Annotated in this window: 10 protein-coding genes and 1 pseudogene; 1 reads left to right on the top strand and 10 read right to left on the bottom strand. The window is 64.9% G+C overall.

Annotated elements, in window-relative coordinates; genetic code table 11:
* Positions 1–38: 38 nt before the first annotated feature.
* Together ACVWZM_RS32945 and ACVWZM_RS32940 are read right to left on the bottom strand one after the other, a co-directional pair.
* A complete protein-coding gene (locus ACVWZM_RS32945) occupies positions 39–1,493 on the bottom strand; it encodes a short-chain fatty acid transporter (protein ID WP_456855613.1) in 1,455 nt (484 codons plus the stop codon).
* Positions 1,494–1,546: 53 nt separating this feature from the next.
* Positions 1,547–4,948 carry a molybdopterin-dependent oxidoreductase gene (locus tag ACVWZM_RS32940; RefSeq protein ID WP_456855612.1) on the bottom strand — a complete coding sequence of 1,134 codons (3,402 nt, stop codon included), beginning with the start codon at positions 4,946–4,948 and terminating at the stop codon, positions 1,547–1,549.
* 143 nt (positions 4,949–5,091) lie between these two features.
* Here ACVWZM_RS32940 and ACVWZM_RS32935 point away from each other — a divergent pair, with 143 nt between their 5' ends.
* The gene (locus tag ACVWZM_RS32935) at positions 5,092–5,769 is read left to right on the top strand and encodes a GntR family transcriptional regulator (protein WP_456816405.1); all 678 of its coding nucleotides are present in this window, start codon (positions 5,092–5,094) and stop codon (positions 5,767–5,769) included.
* A 37-nt stretch (positions 5,770–5,806) separates the two neighbouring features.
* On the opposite strand, the gene ACVWZM_RS32930 is transcribed toward ACVWZM_RS32935, so the two are convergent.
* From ACVWZM_RS32930 to ACVWZM_RS32895, 8 genes and pseudogenes are all read right to left on the bottom strand, one after another.
* Positions 5,807–6,967, bottom strand: coding sequence for an acyl-CoA dehydrogenase family protein (locus ACVWZM_RS32930; RefSeq protein ID WP_456814786.1), 1,161 nt, complete (start codon positions 6,965–6,967; stop codon positions 5,807–5,809).
* Positions 6,968–7,088: 121 nt separating this feature from the next.
* Entirely contained in the window at positions 7,089–7,856 is a 768-nt protein-coding gene (locus tag ACVWZM_RS32925; RefSeq protein ID WP_057020591.1) for a crotonase/enoyl-CoA hydratase family protein, read from the bottom strand.
* Positions 7,857–7,876: 20 nt separating this feature from the next.
* Positions 7,877–8,659 carry an SDR family NAD(P)-dependent oxidoreductase gene (locus ACVWZM_RS32920; RefSeq protein ID WP_456834848.1) on the bottom strand — a complete coding sequence of 261 codons (783 nt, stop codon included), beginning with the start codon at positions 8,657–8,659 and terminating at the stop codon, positions 7,877–7,879.
* Positions 8,660–8,677: 18 nt separating this feature from the next.
* The gene (locus ACVWZM_RS32915; protein ID WP_253639294.1) at positions 8,678–9,928 is read right to left on the bottom strand and encodes an acetyl-CoA C-acetyltransferase; all 1,251 of its coding nucleotides are present in this window, start codon (positions 9,926–9,928) and stop codon (positions 8,678–8,680) included.
* Positions 9,929–10,144: 216 nt separating this feature from the next.
* Positions 10,145–10,408 (bottom strand): annotated as a pseudogene (locus ACVWZM_RS32910) (helix-turn-helix domain-containing protein); the annotation flags it as partial.
* Between the two features lie 3 nt (positions 10,409–10,411).
* Positions 10,412–10,825: a hypothetical protein gene (locus ACVWZM_RS32905; protein ID WP_456855611.1), complete on the bottom strand. Its 414-nt coding sequence runs from the start codon at positions 10,823–10,825 to the stop codon at positions 10,412–10,414.
* Between the two features lie 804 nt (positions 10,826–11,629).
* Positions 11,630–12,841, bottom strand: coding sequence for a CaiB/BaiF CoA transferase family protein (locus tag ACVWZM_RS32900; RefSeq protein WP_076834220.1), 1,212 nt, complete (start codon positions 12,839–12,841; stop codon positions 11,630–11,632).
* 2 nt (positions 12,842–12,843) lie between these two features.
* A complete protein-coding gene (locus ACVWZM_RS32895; RefSeq protein ID WP_057020596.1) occupies positions 12,844–13,611 on the bottom strand; it encodes an enoyl-CoA hydratase/isomerase family protein in 768 nt (255 codons plus the stop codon).
* Between the last annotated feature and the right edge of the window lie 176 nt (positions 13,612–13,787).

Below are 13,787 nucleotides of genomic sequence, written 5' to 3'. Positions count from 1 at the left end.
GCCGGACACCGTGCATCCCGGTGCCCGGCCAAGGTCGCTCAGGGCAGGATCGGCGGGTGATAGGTGAAGGTCGCCATCAGGATCGCCGCCAACAGCATCACGATCGGGAAATGGATGAAGAACTGCACCGAGGTGTAGCCGATCAGATCCTTCGACTTCAGGCCGAGGATGCCGAGCAGCGGCAGCATCCAGAACGGGTTGATGAAGTTCGGCAGCGTCTCGGCGATGTTGTAGACCATCACCGTCCAGCCGAGATGCGCGCCGATGTCGTTGGCCGCCTTCATGATGTAGGGCGCCTCGATGATCCACTTTCCGCCCGCCGACGGCACGAAGAAGCCGAGCAGCGCCGAATAGATTCCGACCAGGAACGAAAACACGGTGGAATTGCTGGAGGCGCCGACGAACCAGTGTGCGATCGTGTCCGACAGCGTCGTGCCGCTGCTGTTCGGGACCTTGGTCAGGATCTGCGCAATGCCGGCGTAGAACGGAAACTGCAACAGTACGCCGGAGACACTCGGCATCGCCTTCGAGAACGACTCGATGAGGCTGCGCGGACGCCAGTGCAGCACGATGCCGAGGATGAGGAAGACGAAATTATAGGTGTTGAGGCCGGACAGCGTGATCAACGGATTGCCCGACTGGAACGTCTGCCACAACCAGCCGGCGGCAAGGAGCGCGATCAGGATCGTCAGCAGCGGGCTGAACTCGAGCCAGTCGCCCGGACGCGCCGGCTTCCTGGCCTCGATGCGATCATTGCCGAGCGCAACGCCGAGGTCTTCCGCCGTCCTGGCCTGCTCGGGCGCCGGCGTCGTGAAATAGCAGATCGCAGCAGAGACCACGGTCACCATCACGACGGTGACCATATTCTGCCAGGTCAAGATGGTTTCGGAGAAACCGATCACGCCGGTGATCGGCAGAAGCGATGCCGGAATGCTGCCGGCATTGGCCTGCAGCTGCGCGGCCGAGGACGTGATGCCGAGCGTGAAGCCGCAGCCGAGCCCGAGATAGCCGGCGGCGCCGGCCGCCGGGTAGTCGAGCCTGATGTCGGTGCGCCGTGCGATCTCGCGCACCAGAAGGCCGGAGAAGATCAGGCTCAGGCCCCAGTTCAGCAGCGACAGGAAGATGCTGAGCACACCGACAAAGACCACGGCGCCGCGCCCGGTCTTCGGCACGCTGGCGAGCCGCGCCAGCACGGCCGCCACCGGCGGCGACATCGCCACGACATAGCCGCCGATCGCGACCAGCGCCATCTGCATCGTGAAGGGAATCAGGTTCCAGAACCCGTCGCCAAAGGCGCGGCTGACGGCGAGCGGCGAACCGCCATGCAGGATCGCGCCGATTGCGACCGCAATCACCGCGATCAGGACGAAGACGTAGGCATCCGGAAACCAGCGCTCCGCGAATGCTACCAGGGCTTGCGAAAATCGCGCGATGATGTTGTCCGCGACAGGTTTTCGTAAGCTCACGGTTTGATCGTGCGTTGCATTCGTCATCAATCTGATCCCCTTCCGGTAATTCGGTTACTGCCTTCAATCGGGTTTCGTCATCAAAGCGCGAGCGTAAGATCGGTCAGCGGCACGGCCTGGCAGGCAAGGCACTGTCCCTCACTGCCATCGACAGCGCCGAGATGGGTGAACTCGCCATCGACGACCTGAACCGCGCAGCTTTCGCATTGCCCGACACGGCAGCCGCTCGGCAGCGCGACGCCCGCCGCACCCGCCGCATCAAGCAGCGTCCCCTGCTCCGGCCGCCAAGAAAAACTCTGCTTGCTGCCCGCAAGCCGGACGGTGCGCGGCGCAAGATTGCTCGGTACCGACGGCGGCGACACGAAGCTTTCGGCGAAAATGTCGAAGCGCGGCACGCCAAGCGCCGTCACGGCCTCGATCTGTGCCGCAACGAATTCCGGCGAGCCGCAGATGTAGACCAGCGGCCGGCGCGGCAACAGCGGCTTGACCTGTCCGAGATCAACCCTCCCCTTGCGCAGCGCATGCGAGTCGATCGGGTCCTGCGCGAACGGCGCGGAATAGAACGTCACACGCTTCAGCCCCGGAATACCGGCTTCCAGCTCCGCAAGCCGCTCGGCAAACGGATGCTCCCGACTGCTGCGGCAGCCGTGGAGCAGCAGGATTTCGCCAACGCGATCTTGTGGGGCAATCCGTTGCAGCGTTTCGAGATGGCTGATGAACGGCGTGATGCCGATGCCGGCGGCGAGGAAGATCAGCGGCCGCTGCCCCTTCAATGGCGGCGTGAAAATGCCGCCCGGCGGCTCCAGCACGACCTCGTCTCCGACGGCAAGACGGTGCAGACGATCCGGCATGAAGAACGGCGCATCGCCACTCGGCGCCTCATTGAAGAAGCGCCCCTTCACCGCTATCGAGAGCACATCCGGCCGATCGCCCGATCCGGTCAGCGAATAGGCCCGTGCCTGCGTTGCGCCGGGCAGCGAGACCATCACGTGCTGGCCCGGCAGGAAGTCGGGCAGCGGACCATCGTCAAGCGGCAGCAGGTTGAGCGCGATGACATTATCCGCCTCGGCGCGACGCGCGCCGACCGTGAAACGCCGCTGACCGCTCCACAGGCCGCGACTGGCAATTCCGTCGCGCCTGATATCGCAGACGATCGCGCGCAGCGGGACGGAGCCGCTGACCGGATCGCGCGCATCGTCATGCAGCACGGCGTTGATGTTGCGGGTGTGGATGCCTGCCGTCGCGGAACGCTCGCGGCCGAGCGGCGGACAGTCTTCCCACCAGCCGAATTCGGCGACGACGACGCGATCGTCGAGCGCCGCATTGATGCGTACCTTCAGGCGCACGGCACCGCCATGCGTCTCCACCACGGCCCAGTCGCCTTCGGCAAGGCCACGCCGCTTGGCCAGCTGCGGACTGATCTCGACGGCCGGATCGGGCGACTTGCGCCGCAGCGAGGCGACGTGCCGATAGGAGGAGTGAACGAACCAGCCGCTCTTGGCAGTGGAAAGCACGAGCGGAAAGCGTGCATCCGGCGCTGCCGTGAGCGGGCTGCCGACCGGCTCGACATGGTCGGGCAAGGGATCATACCCGTGTCCCAGCATGAGCTCGGAATAAAGCTCGACGCGGCGCGTCGGCGTTGAGAATCCGGCAACCGTTCGGTCCTCGCGCGCCACGGCGTATTTTTCGTCGCGGAAGACCTGCGGGAAACGGCGGCCTTCCGGATGGTCGCGCAAATCCTCGACCCCGATGCCGAGCGGCGCCAGCTGGTAGTTCCACCCGGCCTTGATGTCGCCGCCGAAGAACAAGTCGCCCATCCCGAGCTTGAGCGCGAGCGCGGCGGCGATCTCGTAATCGGCCTTCACCTCACCGACCGGCTCGACCATGCGCGGGCGTAACTGCACCGTCTCGACAGCTTCCTGCGTGATCTCGAATCCGATCTTGAGCGCATCGCGCTCCCATGGCGTGCTGGCCGGCAGCACGAAATCGGCGCTCTCCGCGGTCGGATTCATGAACATGTCGATATGGACCTGGAATTCCAGCGCGTTCAGCGCGGCGCGGTTGCGCTCGGAATGGCCCTGCGAGACGACGAAGTTGGTGCCGAAGGCGACCAGCGCGCGCACCCGGTAGGGCTCGCCGTCGAGCACCGCCCTGCTGAAATCGCGCGCCGTGATCCAGCCCTTGGCCGGCGGGCCGAGCGGCAGCTCAGTAATGCCCAGCGCCTTCGCCTGCTGCTCCGGCGACAGGATGTTGTAGTCGTTGAGGGCACGGGTCGGCGGCGGCACCGGCCAGCGATTGCCGCCGGGCCGATCGCAAGCGCCGGTCAGCGCATACAACGTTGCAATCGTGCGCTCGATCGCGGTCGCGTTGGTGTGCTGGCCGACGCCGGTCCAGGAATGGTAGGCGAGCCGCGGCCGGCGAGCGAGCAGCGTGTTGAACGCGTCGACGTCCTCGACAGGAAGCCAGGTCAGCTCCGCGACGCGCGCCGGCGTGTATGGCGCAGCTCGCTCGACGAGCAGTTCGAACGCGGTAGCCGCCGCTATCAGCCGGCCGTCGCGTGTGCGGACCTGCAGCGCGCCACGCAGCTGGCCACAGCTCTCCGGCGCGTAGCGGGTGTCGCAAGGCACGGGCGCGCCCGACGCATCGAGACGAACGAAAGCCTCCGGCGCGCCATCCGGCCACAATGCGTCGGCGCGCAGGAAGCGTCCCGTCGCACGATCGACCAGCAGCGATCCATTGGTCCATGCGTTGACGAAATCCGCATCGAAGCCGCCGGTCGCGATGAGGTGACGGATCGCCCCCATCGCGAGCGCGCCATCGGCGCCCGGGCGCATGCGCAGCCACAGATCGGCCTGCTGCCCCGAGCCGTTCGGCTTGGGATCGATCACCACGACCTTGGCGCCGCGCCGCCGCGCATCGGCGATCCGCGTTGCCTGGGCAAGCCAGGTCCGCGCCGGATTGTGGCCCCACAGGATAATCGCATCGGCATTGTCGTAATCGGGAAAGCCGATGCCGCGGCCGAAGGTCAGCGCGTGCGCATAGTCCTTGTGCCAGCCGCAGATCTCGACCGCGTAGATCAGATTGGGGCTGCCGAAGCCGCGGATGAAGCGCTCGACCCACTCGAAACTGTCGACCATCGGCGTGCCGCTCGGCGTGGTGACGCCGAACGCCACCGCCTCGGCGCCGCTCTCGGCGCGGATTGTACCGAGCCGGGCGGCGATCTCGGTCAAGGCCTCGTCCCACGACACCTCGACCCAGCCCGGATCGGCAGCACCGCGCGGCTGGGTCCGCTTCAGCGGGACGGTCAGACGGCGCGGGCTGGCGACGATTTCGGGCGCCGCCCTGCCCTTGGCGCAAAGCGCGCCGCCTGTCGGGTGGTTATTCAATACCTCTACGCCGACAAGGCGCCCATCCTCGACCACGGTGACGGCACCGCAGCGCGAACGACAAAGCGTGCAATAGCCGGGTAGCCGCTGTTTCACCGCCGTCTCACTATCCGATCGCCCCTTGTGACGCATTCTTGTAATGCGTTACACATTTACGTCATACGCTACCGGCGGCGTCAAGGCTAAGTAATAATCAGCGACGAATCGGAATTCCCAGTGAGAGGCGGCCACGACCACCGATGGACCAGAATTTACGAGAACAGGTGCTGCAGCGGGTGCGGGCCGAGATCATTTCCGGGCAGAGCCTTCCGGGCACGATGTATTCGGTGCCGAGTCTCGCGGCGAGCCTCGGCGTCTCCTCGACGCCGGTGCGCGAGGCGCTGCTCGAGCTCAGCCGCGGCGGTCTGGTCGAGCCGATGCGCAACCGCGGCTTCAAGGTGGTCGAGCCGACGCTGGTCGAACTGCGCAACCTGTTCGACATGCGCGAAGTGCTCGAGCTGCACGCCGCCGTGCTGGTCGCCGCCAATCCGCCGAAGGATCTAACAATCGTGCGCGGCTGGGCCGACCAGATCGCCAGAGCCGTGGAGACCGACGACGTCCAGCTCTATCTGGAAGCCGACCGCAACTATCATCGCGAGTTCATCGCCGCCGCCGGCAACGACCTGCTGACCGACACGGTGATGGGGCTGCGCGACAAGATGCGGCTCTACGGCATCAGCTCCCGCGCGGGCCACGAGCGGCAGCAAGCGTCAGTGCCTGAGCACTACCGGTTGATCGAGCTCGCGCTCGCCGGCGAGACCGAGGCGCTGACCACCCTGCTGCGCACGCACATCCGCTCCTGGGAGCCGATCTTCGTCGATGCATTGCTGCGCTCGAAGGAGCATGCGCGCGAACCACTGCGGCAGGCCCGCGGCTGATGCGGAGCGAAGGCAGATAGCCGGTCGTGGTGACCGGCTAGTCCAGAATGCTCTTGTAGTGCTCCGAGAAGACATCGCGGCCGATGATCAGCCGCATCACTTCGGAGCTTCCTGCGAGGATTCGATTGACGCGCGCGTCGGTAAACATGCGACTGATCGGATATTCGTCCATGTAACCTGCGCCGCCGTGCAACTGGACGCCAAGATCGAGCATCTTCCACTCGACCTCCGACGACATCATCTTGGCCTTGGCGCCCATATTGCTGGTCAGGCGTCCGGCATTGTGCTCGGCCACGCAGTGATCGACATAGACCTGCACGAGATCGATTTCGGCATCCATCTCCGCCATGCGGAACTGGGTATTCTGCTGTTCGGCAAGCGGCCGGCCAAACAATTTGCGGTCCATCACGTAAGTGCGCGTGATGTCGAACGCCTTGCGGCCATTGGCGATCGATCCGACCGCGGAGATTAGCCGCTCCTCGGCAAGGCCTTCCATGAGATAGTAAAAGCCCTTGCCGGGTTCTCCCAGCACGTTGGCCTTGGGCACCTTCACATTGTTGAAGAACAGTTCGGCAGTGTCCTGCGCCGGCATGCCCATCTTCTTGAGATTGCGGCCGCGCTCAAAACCTTCCATGCCACGCTCGACGATCAGGAGCACCATGGCATGCTTCTTCTCGGCGCCCGCGAGCTTGGCCGCGACGATCACCACGTCGGAATTGATGCCGTTGGAAATATAGGTCTTCGAGCCATTGAGCAGGAAATGATCGCCCTTGTCTTCCGCCGTGGTCCGCATGCCGGCGAGGTCCGAGCCCGCGCCGGGCTCGGTCATCGCGATCGCCAGGATCGTCTCGCCGCTGACGCATTTCGGCAGGAACCGGTCGCGCTGCTCCTCGGTGCCGAAGCGCTTGAAGTAGGATCCGACCAGTCGGCTGTGCAGCGTGTTGAACCAGCCCTTGCAGCCCGAGCGCGCGGTCTCCTCGATGATGATCTGCTCGTAACGGAAGTCCTCGTCGCCCATTCCGCCGTATTTTTCCTCGGGCCAGATCATCAGGAAGCCGAGGTCGCCGGCCTTCTTGAACGCGCTGCGGTCGACGATGCCGGCTTCCCGCCACTCCTCCATGTGAGGCGTGATTTCGCTGGCGAGGAACTTGCGGTAGGAGTCGCGGAAAATGACCTGGTCTTCGGTAAAGCTGCGCATCAATCACCCAATAGCGCTCTCGTGGAAGCCCACCGACGTACGGCGAGGCATCGTAAAAAGTTTAGAGCGCCGGTTCTGCTGCAATCAAAACCGACGCCCCGTCATCGAAACAGGCGATGCCCTACTTGCCCTTCCAGTTCGGCGCGCGCTTTTCGGCAAAGGCAGCCGCGCCCTCGCGGGCATCCTCGGATACGAAGACAGGACCGACGATCTCCTGCTGCCTCTTCCACATCTCATCTTCCGGCCAGAGCCGGGATTCGACGATCACCTGCTTGGATGCCTTGACGGCGAGCGGGCCGTTGGCGCCGATCGCTGCCGCGAGCTCAAGCGCGGCGTCGAGCGCCGGGCCATCGGTCACGCGATTGATGATGCCGAGTTGATGGGCGCGCTCGGCGCCGAAGAACTCGCCCGTCAATGCGAACTCCATCGCCACACGGAACGGCATCTGGCGCGGCATGCGGATTAGCCCGCCGGCAGCGGCCGCAAGTCCGCGCTTCACCTCGGGGATCCCGAACTTCGCGTTGCGGTTGGCGACGATCATGTCGCACGACAGCGCGATCTCCATCCCGCCGGCGAGCGCGTAGCCGTCGACAGCCGCAATCAGCGGCTTCTTCGGCGGGGCCTCGGTGAGGCCGGCGAAGCCGCGGCCGGGGATCGACGGCCGCTCGCCTTTCAGGAACCCCTTGAGGTCCATGCCCGAGCAGAATGTGCCGCCGGCGCCGGTGATGATGCCGACGCTCAGGGAATCGTCGGCGTCGAGCCGGTCGATCGCCGCGGCCACGCCCTTGGAGAGGGCGAGGTTGGCCGCGTTCTTGGCTTCCGGCCGGTTCAGGGTGATGATCAGTATCGGTCCGCGGACTTCAGTGAGGACCGGAGTTTCTTCGGACATCGCTTTGGTCTCCTGATCGCTCAACGCGGAGCCATGCGGATGGCGCCGTCGAGACGGACATCTTCACCGTTGAAGTAGCCGTTGGTGATCATGGTCAGCGCCAGATGCGCATATTCCTCCGGCATGCCGAGACGCTTGGGGAACGGCACCGACGCGCTGAGCGCGGCCTTGACGTTTTCCGGTGCGCCCTGCAGCAGCGGGGTGTTGAAGATGCCCGGCAGGATGGTGTTGACGCGGATGCCTTCGGCCATCAGATCGCGCGCGATCGGCAGGGTCATGCCGACGACGCCGGCCTTCGAGGCTGAGTAAGCCGCCTGCCCCATCTGGCCGTCTTCGGCCGCGACCGAGGCTGTATTGACGACCGCACCACGCTCGCCGTGCTCCAGCGGAGCCAGCGACAGCATGCCCTGCGCCGACTTGGCGATGCAACGGAAGGTGCCGACGAGGTTGATCTGGATGATGCGGTTGAAGGCGTCGATCGGGAAGTGGGTGGGCTCGCCGGTCTTCTTGTCGCGGCCGGCGGTCTTCACCGCATTGCCGGTGCCGGCGCAGTTCACCAGGATGCGCTCCTGGCCATGCGCCGCGCGGGCCCTGGCAAAGCCCGCATCGACCTGCTCGTCCGAGGTGACATCGACCTTGCAGAACACACCGCCGATTTCCTTGGCGATTGCTTCACCCTTCTCTTCGTTGAAGTCGAAGATCGCGACTTTCACGCCTTGCGCAGCCAGCGCGCGCGAGGTGGCAGCACCAAGGCCGGAAGCCCCACCGGTGACGACGGCGGCGACCGATGAATCGAGTTTCATGGCAATATCCTTTCGCGATCACATGCGTTCGATGATGATGGCTGGTGCCATGCCGCCGGCGGCACACATGGTGACCAGGCCATAGCGTCCGCCGCTGCGCTCGAGCTCGTCGAGCGCCGTGCCGATCAGGATCGATCCGGTCGCGCCGATCGGATGGCCGAGCGCGATCGAGCCGCCATTGATGTTGACCTTCTCGCGGTCCAGCTCGAGGTCGCGGATAAACTTCTCGGCGACGACCGCGAAGGCCTCGTTGATCTCCCAGACGTCGATGTCGTTCTTGGTCAGGCCGGCCTTGGCGAGTACCTTCTTGGCCGCCGGAACCGGCGCGTTGAGCATCAGGGTCGGATCGTCACCCTGGTTGGCATAGGCCACGATGCGGCCGCGCGGCTTGAGGCCGTGCTTCTCGGCATATTCCTTCGACGTGATCAGCACCGCGGCGGCGCCGTCCACCACGCCCGAGCTGTTGCCGGCATGATGCACGCCCTTCCAGTCGAGGTTCGGGTAACGGCGCTGGATCTGCTTCTTGAACGTCGTGCCGTTACCGAGGTCGAAATCGGCAAGCTGTTCGAAGCTCGGCTTCAGCGAAGCCAGTCCTTCGGCCGTGGTTTCCGGGCGCGGGAATTCTTCACGATTGAGCGCAACGCTGCCGTCGTCGTTGAGGACGGGGATCACCGACTTGGCGAAGCGGCCTTCATCGATGGCCCGCTTGGCGCGCTGCTGGCTCGTCAGCGCCAGGGCATCGCAGGCCTCGCGGCTGATCCCCTCGCGCGTGGCGATGGCGTCGCCGCACACGCCCTGGTGCGACTGCGGGTGAATCTCGTCGAGCGCCGGATTGCCCGAACCCATCATCCGCGCCGGCTGCCCGGCCTTGGAGCGCTCGGCTGCCAAGGTCTGTTGGTAGCTCATCATCTCGGTGCCGCCGGCGATGACGCAATCTTCCATCCCCGACATCACCGACGCTGCCGCGAGGTTCACCGAGGTGATGCCGCCGCCGCAGAAACGATCCAGCGTCGTGCCGCTGGCGTTGATATCGTAGCCTGCCGCGAGCGCCGACATGCGTCCGAGATCGCCGCCCTGCTTGCCTTCCTGAGTCGATGTCGACCAGATGATGTCATCGACGGTCGACGTGTCGAGCTTGTTGCGCTCCTTGAGCGCGCCGAGCACCGTCGCGGCCAGATGCTGCGGATGCAGGTGCGACAGCGCTCCCTTGCCCGGCTTGCCGATGCCGCGCGGCGTGCGAACAGCGTCAATGATGTATGCTTCAGACATGCGTTTCCCTTTGCTTCGAATGTTTCGTTAGCTTGCGCTCGTACCGATAGTCCCAGCCGTTTCCGCGAGGCATCAACGGTGTGGCGTCACCGCAAGCGGCTCGGCAATCGAGTTGCGCTGATCTTCGAAGTACCCGAAGCGCGGCACCTGGCGGAGTTGCGGCTCGTCGGCGCAGGCAGGCTTGTCGCAACCATGCGCAAACAACGGCGCGCCGGGCGCGGCGGCGTGGGGACCGAGAGCATATTTTTGCTCTTGCGGCAGATAGATCAGCTGGCCGATCTGGGTAAGCGTCAAGGTGAGACGCGACACCGTCGATCGGGGAAGACCACAGCGATCGGCGATTTCGCGATTTCCCAGGCGTATGCTTCGACCTTCGAAGCAACGCACGATGTCGAATGCGCGCGACACCACCTGGATCACGCGCCGGTTGTCCGTGCCGGCGGTCTCTTGCGCCATCAGTACCTCAGATCGACGTCCCATCGTTTACGCCTCACTCCTCATTTTCCATACGGGTGATCGAAGCCCACTCTGCTTCGGGCGGCAGACGCCGATCCGCGACATCACGGCCGGGCGCGCATCGCTCGCGCGCCCGAACTGATGTGCGGGATTCGGCGGCAGGGGTCCGCGGCGCGCTCCGCGTGGGCGGCTGCAGCGGTGCTGCACGGGTTTTTCCGGGATCGACGGTTTGACGCGATGGCCGGTCGCTCCGGCGTTCGGTCTGCCCGCGGTGATCACACCGACGTTGCGCTCGGCAAAGCGTGCGGCGGGCTCGGCAAGGTCATTCTCAGCCTGTTCGAGGCCGCTGCGCACGGAATGCACGAGCACCTTGTTTTCCAGCCAAGTGAGGCCGCGGCCGCGCGGGGCAAGCAGCTTCGGATGTCTCTGGCCGGCCAGCATCAGGCGGATTCTTTCCCTAGGGTTTTGGGCTTTAATTAATTGATTAATTAGTCAGGTGATTAAAGTGGGCGCTCTCCCCTGTCAACCGCCCTCGCTGCAGGGCGTCCCCGCGCTCAGCCCGCACCTTCACCCCAACGCCTGTCAGCGCAGTGATCGCGGACCTGTCGTGATGAACTTCGTCAGATTCAGACCGCTGCCGAACGGCGATCGAAATTCCGCGCGCGATAGCGGACATGCCCCGACGATTTGCCGGCCGGTGCGAAACGCAGGCGCAAGCAATTGAGGGCGGAGATCAGGAAGCGGCGTGAGGAAGCAGGCGATAGAGGTTGCCGGAACAGACGCGACCGCTGGCCGGGATGACCGTTACGAGGGCGGACTTAAGCTATGAAAGCTTGGTGGGCGCACCAGGGCTCGCGTGCATTGAACCTCCAGTTTGATTTCCTCTTGTCGGAATGGGGCAAGGCAAATTTCGAGCGAGCCCGGACCAACTAACGATAAGGCGTCGGGGATTCGAGGCGCTGGTCCGCTGCATCGCTAAGCCCACTATTCTCGAAGCCCTCTTTTCTACCTACGGGCAGGCAAACTCGCGGGGTCGCCTCCTGATACCCCGTCAAAGGCCTCCTTTCGCCCGCAATTCCACTGCGAGAGGGTTGGAACCAGTTAGGTGCCGGCCTCGGGAGGCTCGCGTCGCGAAATGTCGGTTGCGGAAAGTGCCGAGAAGGTCGGAGCGGATCGCTCGATGTCGTCGGATTCCTCCTCCATCCAATTGAAGCGATCTTTTTGCCATGCCCGGACAAGCTCCGCCTATCGCCGGCTGAGCAGGATGTTGCGGTGCTGCAGATCCTTGATCCTCTCGGGCGCAAAGTCGAGCTGGCCAAGGACGTCTTCATTGTGCTCGCCCTGATAGGCCGGCATGCCGGGCGACGGCAGTTCCGAGCGGCTGAAGATCCAGGGATTGCCCGGCATTCGGACCAATCCGCCGGCCCGGTCATCGACCTCGACCACGGCATTCCACTCCTTGGCCCAATCGGTCTCCACGAACTCGTTGACGGTGCGCACGCGCCCAACCGCGAGCCCGGCTTCACTGACTTGCGCCTGCAACTGCTCGAGATTCTCGAACGTCGTAATCCAGGCGCGGATTTCGGCGAGCAACGGCGCGAGGTTCTGCCGGCGCAGGCTGGCGGTGGCGTAGCGGGCATCGGCCAGCAGATCGCTTCGCCGCATCATCGCGCAGTAGCGCGTGAACATCGGCGAATAGATCGGGCTGGCGGCGATCGTCAGGCGGGTGCCGTCGGACATCTCGAAGATGTGCGACTCATTGGCCGACAGCGCGATAGGCTCGCCGTCGGTGTCGATCCCCGACATCATCGCGCCGGCGCGCTCGTTGACCGACAGCATCGTCGCAGCCATCGACACGTCGACGTGCTGTCCCTCGCCGGTGCGGTTGCGATGCTGGAGCGCGGCGAGCACGGCGATCACGCCCTGCAGCCCGGTATAGACATCGGCATGGCTGCATGAATCGCCGCGTGGCTCCGACAATGCCGCACCGAAATGGTCCTGCACGATCGAGGTCAGGCCGGTCTCGGCCTGCACGGTAGGCGCAAAGGCCGGCCGGTTGCGCCAGGAGGTCGACTGCCCGTAGCCGCTCAGCGAGACATAGATGATGCCGGGGTTGAAGGCACGGACGTCGTCGTAGCTGAAGCCGAACCGCGCCAAGGTGCCGGGACGGAAATTCTCGACGATGACGTCGGCTCCCCTACACAGGCGGGTGACTATCTCGCGTCCCTCAACATAGTTCAGGTCGATGCTGAGATTCCGCTTGCCGGCGTTCTGCTGCACGAAATAGAGACCCATACCACCGACGTAAGGCAGTCCGGCGCGGCCAATGTCGCCGGACGGCGGCTCGATCTTGGTGACCTCGGCGCCGAGGTCACGCAGCGCCTTGGTGCAATGCGGACCGGCCAGCACGCGAGTGAAATCGACCACCCGCAATCCCTGAAGAGGCGCAGCCGACATCGTCAGTCTCCCTCGAAGACAGCTGTTGCCGGGCCCGACGCGAAGAAGGCGTCGGCGCCGCGCTGGCGATCCCTGGCCTTCCAGATCATGTCGTTGATCTCGACCTGTCGCGCGTCGGCAGCGGCGACGCCGCCGCGCGCCTGCAGGTTCGCCTGCATCTTGACGCCCGCGATGACCTTGGTCGGGCCGGCGGCGAGCTGCCGGGCCATGGTCATCGATGAAGCGCCCAATTCGGCTTCCGGGACGACGAGGTTGATGATGCCCCAGCGTTCGAACGCCTCGGGCGTGTGACGGCGGCCGAGCATCGCGATCTCCTTGGCCCGCGCGATGCCGGCGCGTTGCGCGATGCGCTGCGTGCCGCCGAGCAGCGGCAGCAACCCGACCGCAACCTCGACCTGGCCGAGGAACGCGGTGTTCGCTGCGATAATCATGTCGCAGGTCAGCGCGAGCTCAAGCCCGCCGCCAAGCACGCCGCCATTGACGGCGGCAACCGTGGGAACCGGTACATCCTCGAGACTACGCCAGATTTTTTCGAGACCGGCCTGATCGGTGTGCAGCTTGGTGCCGATTCCCCAGGACGCCATCTCCGCGCCGGCGCAGAAGTGCCGCATCGAGCTACGCAGAAGGATAGCGCGGCAGCCGGCCGCAACCACCGCGTGGTAGGCGCCGACCACATCGTTGATGAGCTGGTCGTCGAGCAAATTGTGCGGCGGCTTCGCCAGCGTCACCACGCCAACCTTGCCGTCCATCTCGTGAAGTACTGTCGTCATCAGGTTCCCTCCGCTCGATACAAAAGCCGGCCGGCAGCGCTTTCGACGCAGCGTCACGGCGGTCAGACGTCTCCTCGCTGCGGGCCTGCCCGGCGCAGATCCCGCTGTTCTGATGATTTGAATGTCGTCCGTCATAACAAACGTGACAACGTCAAGCTCTGCCAATTATGATGTCG

This window comes from Bradyrhizobium sp. USDA 4501 (genome assembly GCF_054062115.1).
Note: the sequence above shows the minus strand (reverse complement) of the source record. Positions and strands in the feature narration are given on the sequence as shown.